Annotated in this window: 10 protein-coding genes and 1 rRNA gene; all 11 read right to left on the reverse strand. The window is 67.7% G+C overall.

The features are described from left to right. Nucleotides 1–33: 33 nt before the first annotated feature. The 11 genes from G6045_RS35950 to rrf all read right to left on the reverse strand — a co-directional run bounded on the left by G6045_RS35950 (nucleotide 34) and on the right by rrf (nucleotide 10224). Entirely contained in the window at nucleotides 34–1452 is a 1419-nt protein-coding gene (locus G6045_RS35950) for a DNA polymerase IV (RefSeq protein WP_165336419.1), read from the reverse strand. Between the two features lie 93 nt (nucleotides 1453–1545). Beyond that, on the reverse strand, nucleotides 1546–2181 hold the full coding sequence (locus tag G6045_RS35955; protein WP_165336420.1) for a MerR family transcriptional regulator: 636 nt from the start codon (nucleotides 2179–2181) through the stop codon (nucleotides 1546–1548). 172 nt (nucleotides 2182–2353) lie between these two features. Then, nucleotides 2354–2827, reverse strand: coding sequence for a bifunctional nuclease family protein (locus G6045_RS35960; RefSeq protein WP_006123076.1), 474 nt, complete (start codon nucleotides 2825–2827; stop codon nucleotides 2354–2356). Between the two features lie 53 nt (nucleotides 2828–2880). Continuing rightward, nucleotides 2881–3633 carry a transcriptional regulator FtsR gene (gene ftsR, locus G6045_RS35965; protein WP_165336421.1) on the reverse strand — a complete coding sequence of 251 codons (753 nt, stop codon included), beginning with the start codon at nucleotides 3631–3633 and terminating at the stop codon, nucleotides 2881–2883. Between the two features lie 16 nt (nucleotides 3634–3649). Further along, nucleotides 3650–4531 (reverse strand): FHA domain-containing protein, encoded by an 882-nt coding sequence (locus G6045_RS35970; RefSeq protein WP_206344633.1) that lies wholly within the window; start codon nucleotides 4529–4531, stop codon nucleotides 3650–3652. Between the two features lie 157 nt (nucleotides 4532–4688). Beyond that, the gene (locus G6045_RS35975) at nucleotides 4689–5459 is read right to left on the reverse strand and encodes a DUF881 domain-containing protein (RefSeq protein ID WP_165336423.1); all 771 of its coding nucleotides are present in this window, start codon (nucleotides 5457–5459) and stop codon (nucleotides 4689–4691) included. Nucleotides 5460–5464: 5 nt separating this feature from the next. Continuing rightward, on the reverse strand, nucleotides 5465–5797 hold the full coding sequence (locus G6045_RS35980) for a small basic family protein (RefSeq protein WP_165336424.1): 333 nt from the start codon (nucleotides 5795–5797) through the stop codon (nucleotides 5465–5467). Then, nucleotides 5794–6693 carry a DUF881 domain-containing protein gene (locus G6045_RS35985; protein WP_165336425.1) on the reverse strand — a complete coding sequence of 300 codons (900 nt, stop codon included), beginning with the start codon at nucleotides 6691–6693 and terminating at the stop codon, nucleotides 5794–5796. Before G6045_RS35985 ends, G6045_RS35980 begins: the two co-directional genes overlap by 4 nt. Nucleotides 6694–6781: 88 nt before the next feature. Further along, a complete protein-coding gene (locus G6045_RS35990; RefSeq protein ID WP_165336426.1) occupies nucleotides 6782–9277 on the reverse strand; it encodes a mannose-1-phosphate guanyltransferase in 2496 nt (831 codons plus the stop codon). A gap of 75 nt (nucleotides 9278–9352) precedes the next feature. Next, nucleotides 9353–9961 (reverse strand): CDP-alcohol phosphatidyltransferase family protein, encoded by a 609-nt coding sequence (locus G6045_RS35995; RefSeq protein WP_165336427.1) that lies wholly within the window; start codon nucleotides 9959–9961, stop codon nucleotides 9353–9355. A gap of 146 nt (nucleotides 9962–10107) precedes the next feature. Then, nucleotides 10108–10224, reverse strand: a 5S ribosomal RNA gene (rrf, locus tag G6045_RS36000). Nucleotides 10225–10233 lie beyond the last annotated feature (9 nt).

Below are 10233 nucleotides of genomic sequence, written 5' to 3' on the forward strand. Positions count from 1 at the left end.
CCACCCACACAACAGCGAACCCGCACCCCGGAGCTACTCCGTCGCCCCCACCAGGGGCAACGGCTCCCCAGGCGACAGCAACGGATCATCCACCCGAAACGTCCGCACACGCCCAGGCCCCGACCCCGGCGTCTCGAACCGCACAGTCACCCTCCCGATCCCACTCCCCTGCACCCACCCGGGCCCGAACTGGGCATGCCGCACATCGTGCCCCGCATACCACCGCCGCTCCGCAGGCGCCGCCTCACGGACTTCGGCCACCTCGGCCCCGAGAGCCGATCCCTCGTCCTCCACGGCTCCATCCCCGGAACCCACAGCCGAGGCCGAACCCACAGCTGAATCGGCAGCCGCAGCCGCAGCCGCCAGCTCCGCCTCAGCAGCCTGCGCCTGAGCGAACAGATCCTCCTGCGTGTAGTCGGCAAGACCGCTCACGCCGACCCCGAGCAGCCGCACCCCACCCGTCGTGTCCACGGACTCGAGCAGCCGCGCCGCCGCCTCCCGTACGACCGCAGGATCGTCCGTCGGCCCCCGCAGCGTCTCGGACCGCGTCAACGTCGAGAAGTCATAGCGCCGGACCTTGAGCACCACGGTCCGCCCCGAATGCCCACCGGCCCGCAGCCTGGCCACACACCGCTCCGCCAGCCGGTCCACCTCGAACCGCACCCGCACCCGGTCGTGGATGTCGACATCGAAGGTGTCCTCCACGGACACCGACTTCGTCTCCCGCTCGGCCACCACCGGCCGATCGTCGACGGCGAGCGCCATCGTGTACAGATGCCCGCCATGCGCCTTCCCGAGCAGCCGTACGAGCTCGTCCGCACCGGCCTCGGCGATCTCCCCCACCGTCGTGATCCCGGCCCGCCGCAGGTGATCCCCCGTCGCGGGACCGACCCCGGGCAGAATCCGCACCGACTTGTCCGCGAGCAGCTCCCGCTCCGTCCCCGGCACGATCAGCCGCAGCCCGTCCGGCTTGGCCTCCTCGGACGCGATCTTCGCCAGCATTTTGGAGGCCGCGAGCCCCACCGACCCGGTGAGCCCGGTGACCGCCCGTATGTCGGCCCTGAGCTTCTCCCCCACCGCCAGCGCGGAAGCCGTGTCCCAGGCCACCTCGCCCGCCTCCAGATCCACGAAGGCCTCGTCCAGGCTCAACGGCTCGACCAGCGGCGACAGCTCCTTCAGGAGCGCCATGACCTGTTCGCTGATATCCCGGTACAGCCCGAACCGCGGCACCAGGTAGGCCGCATTCGGGGCCAGCCGGCGCGCCTGCCCCATCGGCATCGCCGAGTGCACCCCGAACCGACGCGCCTCGTACGAAGCCGTGGCCACCACACCACGCGGCCCGAGCCCGCCCACGATCACGGCCTTCCCGCGCAGGCTCGGCTTGGATGCCTGCTCCGCCGAGGCGTAGAAGGCATCCATGTCGAGGTGCAGGATGGTGGGCGCCGCTCTCACAGCACCGATGCTGCCCTACGCCACTGACAACGGCCCCGAAGACGCCGGGACCGCGCGTCAGACCGGCGTGATCACCCCATCGCCCGCAAGCCGTCAGACGGCGCGATTCCCCCGCCGCCGCGCCAGCTCATCCGCGGGATTGTGCCCGATGAGCGTCTCGCCTGTGTCGACGCGCTCCCCGTGCAGCTGCGCCAGCGCAGCCTCCACATCCCGCCATACGACGCCCACGGCGATCCCGAAGATCCCCTGACCGCCCTGGAGCAGCTCGACGACCTCGTCCGGCGAGGTGCACTCGTAGACCGTCGCGCCATCGCTCATCAGCGTCATACGGTCCAGATCGGCGAATCCCCGCTCGCGCAGATGCTGCACCGCGGTGCGGATGTTCTGCAGCGAGACCCCGGTGTCCAGGAACCGCTTCACGATCTTCAGGACGACGACGTCCCGGAAGCTGTAGAGCCGCTGCGTCCCCGATCCGAAGGCGGGACGCACGCTGGGCTCCACGAGCCCTGTACGGGCCCAGTAGTCCAACTGCCGATAGGTGATGCCGGCCGCCGCGCAGGCGGTCGGTCCGCGGTAGCCGACCTGTTCGGCCGCCTCACCGCTGTTCCCCCGCGCTGCCGCCGGCCGCTGCGGAGAGTGATCGGTCGCGCCGCTGTGAAGCGGGTACGGACCTTCCCCCAGACTTCGTCCGGGGGCACCCCCAGCCGTACCGTCGCCGCTGCTTCTCACGTCGGCCTCCGTCCTTGACCTGCCTTCTCGACGGTAGGCAGTACCCAGGAGCACGTCAACGAACGCCACACTCGGCACGCCGAGTGATAATCACCCGAAGTGTGGTTTGAGCCGCCTCACCGCGTGGAAAGGCTAGCCGAATGCCCGCGCGGGCCCGCTGGTACGGGCGGCGTCACTGGCTGTTCGTCCCGAAGTCCTCGGGCGAGATCTGGTCCAGGAACTCACGGAACTTCTCGACCTCGTCCTCCTGCTCGTCCGGAATCGCGATTCCGGCGTCGTCGAGGACGCCGTCGCTGCCGTAGATCGGCGTTCCGGTACGCAGGGCGAGCGCTATGGCGTCCGAGGGTCGCGCGCTGACCTCGACACCACTCGCGAAGACAAGTTCCGCATAGAAGACACCTTCCCGAAGGTCGGTGATGCGCACTTCTGTGAGCTCCTGGCCCACGGCTTCCAGCACGTCCTTGAACAGGTCGTGCGTCAGCGGCCGTGCGGGGGCCATGCCCTGCTGAGCGAAGGCGATCGCCGTCGCCTCCCCTGGTCCGATCCAGATGGGGAGGTAGCGGTCGCCACCCACTTCACGCAGGAGCACGATCGGTTGGTTGGAGGGCATTTCGACCCGGACACCGACAACGTCGAGCTCATTCACACAGCAACCCTAGGACCTGCCCGGCCGGTTTGGGTAGTCGGGCACCCTCCCAGTCAGTACAGGCGTACCCTGAGCGCCGACTGGACGAGCGCCGCGTGCAGCTTGATCGTGAGCGCCGCCAGCTCCTTCGTACGGGCTTCGGCATGGGTCCTGGTCTGCGGATTGCGGTGCCGCCGCAGCGGAGCCACCACCTGGTCGACCAGGCCCGCCTCGCGCTCGGCGGAGGCCTTCATGGCGCGCAGATGCCTCGGCTCGATTCCTGAACTTCCGAGTTCGACGACAAGCTTCGCGATCTGCACGGCGTCGGCCTCGTAGTCGCCCTCGGCCGACGGCGTGATCAGCCCGTACGATTCCCACTCGGCCAGCTCGTCCGCGTCGACCTGTGCCGCGGCGAGCAGCGTGGCGCGGCTGATCCGGCCCGCGGTGGGCTGGTCGGCCGGCAGGCCGAGGCCGACGGGAAGGTCCTCGTCCGAGGTCCGCTGCTGGCCCATGTGGGCCGCAGGCAGCTGCTCTCCGCGCTCCAGGGCGTCCAGGTGCTCCCTGATGACCTTGAGCGGCAGGTAGTGGTCACGCTGCATGCGCAGCACCTGAGCGAGCCGCTCGACGTCCGCGGCGCTGAACTTCCGATACCCGGACGGGGTGCGCTGCGGTTCCACCAGGCCTTCGGACTCCAGGAAACGAATCTTGGAGATGGTGACCTCGGGGAACTCCTCGCTCAGCAGATTCAGTACCTGCCCGATGCTGACGGGCTCGCCGTCCGCGGTGGCGGTGCCGTTTCCGGCACCGCCCCTCGGTGTGTGAAGCATGGGCCTTCCCTGCAGGTCAGATGGCCCGCTGGCTCGCGTAGAAGACCAGGCGGTACTTGCCGATCTGCACCTCGTCACCGTTGGACAGCTGCACCGCGTCGATGCGCTCACGGTTGACATAGGTGCCGTTGAGGCTGCCCACGTCGGAGACGGTGAAGATCCCGTCCGCACCGCGACGGAACTCCACATGACGACGGGACACGGTCACGTCGTCGAGGAAGATGTCGCTCTGCGGATGACGTCCCGCGGTGGTCAGTTCACCGTCGAGCAGGAAGCGGCTGCCCGAGTTCGGCCCGCGGCGCACGACGAGCAGCGCCGAACCGAGCGGCAGTGCGTCGACGGCGGCCTGGGCCTCCGGCGAGAGGCCCGGCGTCGGGGTCTGGCCCGTCACCTCCGCCTCGTAGGCCTCGAGTCCCGAGATCGAGATGGTCGAGGTCGTCTCGGAGGGCCGCTCACCGCCCGGGGCCCGAAGGGGCGCACCGCAGTTGGAGCAGAACCGGCTGGCCTCGGCGTTCCGGTTACCGCACCTCGTACACACCAGGGCCGACATGGACGGATCCTCCTGCCGCGGGTGCCCCGCGGGGGCGTGGGACGCATACGGGCCGGCGCCGAACTCTCCACCCGTACTTGAGGTTGATGGTTCCGAGAAACCTATGCCGCCGGACACAGCAGGGTCAACAGAAGACGCGCCCGGAGCGCCCGAAATGTCGCCGCCGGCGCCGCCCACCTGATCGCGGAACAGCGGGCGTTCACCACCCTGGCCCTCGGGCTCTCCTCCATGCCGCGGAGCGCGGTGCCTGGCGGCGCCGCCGTCTTCGCGCGAGCTCTTGCCGAACAACTTCTGAAACAACTTCACGGGCGATTCCCCTTGACCGAAACAGACCCGCCCGTGGGGCAGGACGAACCCTGACTGCTCACACCGGCGTACATCGGCGACGCAGACACCTTCTCAACGTCCGCAACCTCCGGACAGTTTCCACCACGCGACACCCTTCCGGTGCGCCGACCCCCCGCAACCTCATGCCCTCGCTCACGGCCTGTGACACGCCCCTGCCTCACTGGGAGGACGACCGAGCGTAGTCAGGACGATTCGCCCGTCGCAAGGCATCCACGACGATCTTCTCGCCGCGTGTCACTTCCACCGTGGCCTGCTCCTTCTCCAGCGTCTGCACGACACCTCCGGGGATGTTCAGGGCGGGTTCGAGGTCCTGCGCCTTGCCGATCACTTTGAAGCGGTACGGAGCGGAGACCGGGCGTCCGTCGACCTCGACCCCGTCGGAGCCGTCCGTGAGGTAGGTGTTCGCCACCACCCGGACCTCGTTGATCTGGATCGCCTCGGCGCCCGCGGCCCGCAGCTCCTGGATCGCGTCGAGCAGCATGTCCGCCTCGACCGCGCCCTTGCTGTCGGTGACGGTCACGGTGATACCGGGCCCTTCGGCCGCCACCGTCCCTGCGAGTACCCCGAGTTGCCGCTCCTTCTCCACCGTCTGCTTGCGCGCCTCTTCGGCCTGGTCCGAGCTGTTCTCCAACTCGGTCCGCTGATCGTCGAGACGCTGCTTCTCGTCTTCTAGACGTTGGGTGCGGTCATCCAGTTCATCGAGAATGCGGACGAGATCTTCCTGACGCGCTCCGCGCAGCGCACTGCTCTCGCTGTTCGACCGCACCTGAATGGCGAGTCCGAGCCCCAGCACGAACAGCAGCAGCGCCACGATCAGCTGCGCCCGTGACACCTTCGGCGGCCACAGACTCCGCAACAGCCGCTGCCGGCCGGTGACTTCCGGCTCGGCCGATTCATCCGCCACGGGGTTTTCCTGAGGGTTGTTCATCGACTTCACGCCCGGAAGACATGGCGGCGGATGGCCGCGGCGTTGGAGAAGATCCGGATGCCGAGCACGACGACCACACCGGTCGACAGCTGGGCGCCGACGCCCAACTTGTCGCCGAGGAACACGATCAGCGCGGCGACCACGACGTTGGACAGGAACGACACCACGAAGACCTTGTCGTCGAAGATGCCGTCGAGCATCGCGCGGAGCCCTCCGAACACCGCGTCGAGCGCGGCGACCACCGCGATCGGGAGATACGGCTCGACCACTGCGGGCACCTCGGGCCGGACGAAGAGTCCGGCGACGACGCCCACGACGAGGCCCAGTACGGCGATCACGATGTGCCCTTCCCTGCTTTCGGCTCTGCGGTTCGTACGATCAGGCTCGGCGCAGCCGGCAACCGCAGCTCGTCCTCGACGGAGATGTCCGCCTTGATCCCGAAGTTCTCCTTCAGCGCGTGCAGATAGAGCCCGTCCGCGCTGTCCTGGAACTTGGTGCTCAACTGTTTTCCGTCACCGATGGCGAGCACGGTGTACGGGGGCGCCAGGGGCTTGTTGTCGACCAGTATCGCGTCGCCCGCGGCCCTGATCGCGGACAGGGCGGTCAGCCGCTGTCCGTTGATCGAGACGGCCTCGGCACCGGACGCCCACAGGCCGTTGACGACCTGCTGCATATCCCGGTCGCGTACACGACCGTTGTCCGAGAAGCCCGTCTCGCCGCGCGGTCCGTCGCCGCCCTCGCCGTCGCCACCGGCGTCGTCCACGACGAGCTTGATCCCGGGGCCGGTGACTTCGGTGTCGCCCGCGAGCAGCGCCACCAACTCCCCCTGGCCGCTGCCGTCTTCGTCGAGGGCGCGGCTGCGCCGCTGGTCCACGTCGTCCCGCAACGCATCGACCTCGTCCTCGAGGTTGTCGGCGTCGGACGATTCGCGTTCGATGCGGTCGATGAGCTCCTGGCGCTCCTTGGCGAGCACCGGAGCCGCCATCCGCGCCTCGGCGGCGCCCACCGTCACCACGAGCGCGGCGAGCACGAGCCCGGCCGCGAGACCGAGCTTCGCGCGCAGAGTGCGGGGCAAACCGCCCTCGCCCTGCGCCTGTTTACGAGCCGCCGCCTCCGCGTAACCGTCGTCGAGGCTGTGGTCCATGACATTGGTGAGCAGCGACATCGAAGCGTCCAGGCGCGGGGGGCGCGAATCGGTGCTCCGAACGGGGGGCTGCTGCGGCATGCCGCACATCGTCGCACGTCGCGCCCCATACCTCCGAATGGCCCCACCGGCGCGCCGGGCCCCGGCTGAACTGCCGGGGCCCGGCGCACGGTGAAGATCAGCGTCCGGCGCTGTCCACGACCGCCGACCACTCGTCGAGCAGGGCCTGCGCGGAGGCGTCGTCGGGCCCTTCGGCCCACAGGTGAGTGACGGCCTCGGCGGGGTCGGGCAGCACCATCACCCAGCGCCCGTCGGTCTCGACGACCCGCACCCCGTCCGTGGTGTCCACGGACCGCTCCCCGGCCTCCTCGACCACCCGTCGCATGACGAGCCCCTTCACCGCCCAGGGGGTCGCCAGATCCCGCTTGAGCACATGAGCACGCGGGATACGGGCATCGATCTGGCTGAGCGTGAGCTGCGTCCGCGCCACGAGCCCGATCAACCGCACGAACGCGGCCGTACCGTCGAAGACGCTGCTGAACTCCGGCACGATGAAGCCACCACGACCGTCACCGCCGAAGATCGTCGCCTCGTCCCTGCCGACACGGGTCAAGTCGTCGGGCGACGTGGTCGTCCAGTCCACCTGCGTGCCGTGATACGCGGCGACTTGTTCGGCGATACGGGTCGTGGTCACCGGAAGCGCCACACGTCCGCTCCGCCGCTCGGCCGCCACGAGATCCAGCATCACGAGCAGCGCGCGGTCGTCCTCGACGATCCGCCCCTTCTCGTCCACCAGCGACAACCGCTCGCCCACCGGATCGAACCGCACACCGAACGCGGCCCGCGCCGACGCCACGATCTCACCGAGGCGCACCAGACCCGACCTGCGGGCATCCGCGGTCTCGGTGGGCCGCGACTCGTCGAGACCCGGGTTGATCGTCAGGGCGTCCACCCCGAGCCGCCCGAGCAGACTCGGCAGCACAAGGCCGGCGCTTCCGTTCGAGGCGTCGACCACCACCTTCAGCTCGGACTCCGCGACACCGCTCGTATCGATGTTGCGCAGCAGCGAGCCCGTGTACGAGTCGTAGACGCTCGACGGGAAGTGCAGATCACCGATCTCACCTGGGAAGGCGCGCCGGTACTCCTGCCGGGCATAGACGCGGTCGAGCTTGCGCTGCCCCGCCTGCGAGAGGTCCGCTCCCCGGCCGTCGAAGAACATGATGTCGACGGAGTCCGGCACTCCGGGCGTCGTGCGGATCATGATGCCGCCGGCGCTGCCCCGCGCGGTCTGCTGCCGGGCCACCGGCAGCGGCACGTTCTCCAAGTCCCTCACGTCGATCGCGCTGGCCTGCAGCGCGGAGATCACCGCTCGCTTCAGCGCCCGGGCACCTCGCGAATGGTCGCGCGCGGTGGTGACCGTGGAGCCCTTCTTCAGCGTCGTGGCATACGCGCCTGCCAGACGCACCGCGAGCTCGGGCGTGATCTCGACGTTGAGAATCCCGGACACCCCACGGGCGCCGAACAGATGGGCCTGTCCCCTGGACTCCCAGATCACCGAGGTGTTGACGAAGGCGCCGGCCTCGACCGTCTTGAAGGGGTAGACGCGCACGTTCCCCTGAACAATCGATTCCTCACCGACGAGGCACTCGTCCCCGATGACCGCGCCGTCCTCGATCCTCGCGGCCCGCATGATGTCGGTGTTCTTACCGACGACACAGCCGCGCAGATTGCTGTGGGGACCGATGTAGACGTTGTCGTGCACGACAGCGCGGTGCAGGAAGGCACCGGTCTTCACGACGACGTTGGAGCCGATGACGGTGTGCTCACGGATCTCGACGTCGGCTTCGACTTTCGCGTAGTCACCGATGAACAGCGGACCACGGAGCACGGCGTCCGGATGCACCTCCGCGCCTTCCGCGACCCAGACACCCGGCGAGATCTCGAAGCCGTCGATCTCCACATCGACCTTGCCCTCGAGCACGTCGGCCTGTGCCTTCACATAGCTCTCGTGGGTACCGACGTCCTCCCAGTATCCCTCGGCGACAAACCCGTAGATGGGCTTGCCCTCCTTCATGAGCTGCGGGAAGACATCGCCCGACCAGTCCACCGGAACATCCGGCTCCACGTAGTCGAACACCTCGGGCTCCATCACGTAGATGCCCGTGTTGACGGTGTCGGAGAAGACCTGACCCCAGGTCGGCTTCTCCAGGAACCGCTCGACCTTCCCTTCCTCGTCGACGATCGTGATGCCGAATTCCAGAGGATTCGGGACCCGCGTCAGACATACGGTGACAAGCGCACCCTTTTCCTTGTGGAAATTGATGAGCTCGGTGAGGTCGAAGTCAGTGAGTGCGTCACCGGAGATGACCAGAAATGCGTCATCCTTCAGCGCGTCTTCGGCGTTCTTGACGCTGCCGGCGGTGCCGAGTGGCTTCTCCTCATTGGCATAGGTGAGCTCCATTCCGAGCTCTTCCCCGTCACCGAAATAGTTCCGCACCAATGAGGCGAGGAATTGAACGGTGACGACGGTTTCGTTGAGCCCATGCCGCTTGAGCAGCCGTAGCACATGCTCCATGATGGGCCGGTTGGCCACAGGCAGGAGCGGCTTGGGCATGCTCGAGGTCATGGGGCGAAGGCGTGTGCCTTCGCCTCCAGCCATCACGACGGCCTTCATGTCGGAAGCGTCCTCCTTGAGAGACGACGGTCTTGCCGACTCAGCCCGCCTAAAACGCTACCGATTACGGCAGGCTCAGTCGGCCGTGTTGTCCGCTCTGACGAGACGGCGGACCTGAACCACGTACAGGATCCCTGCCCACCAATACAGCGTTGTACCCCATCCTGCGAACGCCCATCCGAAAATAGCAGCGAGCGTACCGAGCCAGCCACTTGTATCGCTGAGCAGCAACAACGGGAAGGCGTACATCAGGTTGAAGGTGGCCGCCTTCCCGAGGAAGTTCACCTGCGGCGGCGGATACCCGTGCCGCCGGAGGATTCCCACCATCACCAGGAGGACCGCTTCACGCGCGAGTAGCGCCAAAGTCAGCCACAGCGGCAGAATCTCGCGCCAAGTGAGCCCGACCAATGTCGACAGGATGTACAGCCGGTCGGCAGCCGGGTCGAGGAGCCGGCCCAGGTTGCTGATCTGATTCCAGCGCCGCGCGAGCTTCCCGTCCAGATAGTCGCTGATCCCGCTGAGCATCAGCACGATCAGCGCCCACACGTCGCTGTTGGGACCGCCGAACACGGGCCTGAGGATCAGCCACAGGAAGAGAGGTACGCCGAGCAACCTCGCCATGCTGAGGATGTTCGGGATGGTGAGAACCCGGTCGGTCTGGACACGGGTTTCCTGGACCTCCACCCGGGGGCCTCCTGTGGGAACGTTCCTACGATGCCCCATGACCTTACCCTCCGTGGCGACGGCCGGCTGCCATGGGGTGGGCCATGAAACACCCATAACGCAGAAAACCCCCGCACCAAATGGTGCGGGGGTTTTCTTCAATTTAAGTTCGGCGGCGTCCTACTCTCCCACAGGGTCCCCCCTGCAGTACCATCGGCGCTGTGAGGCTTAGCTTCCGGGTTCGGAATGTAACCGGGCGTTTCCCTCACGCTATGACCACCGAAACACTATGA

Origin of the sequence: Streptomyces mesophilus, from assembly GCF_011044995.1 — a bacterium.
GTDB classification, from domain to species: Bacteria; Actinomycetota; Actinomycetes; order Streptomycetales; family Streptomycetaceae; genus Streptomyces; species Streptomyces mesophilus.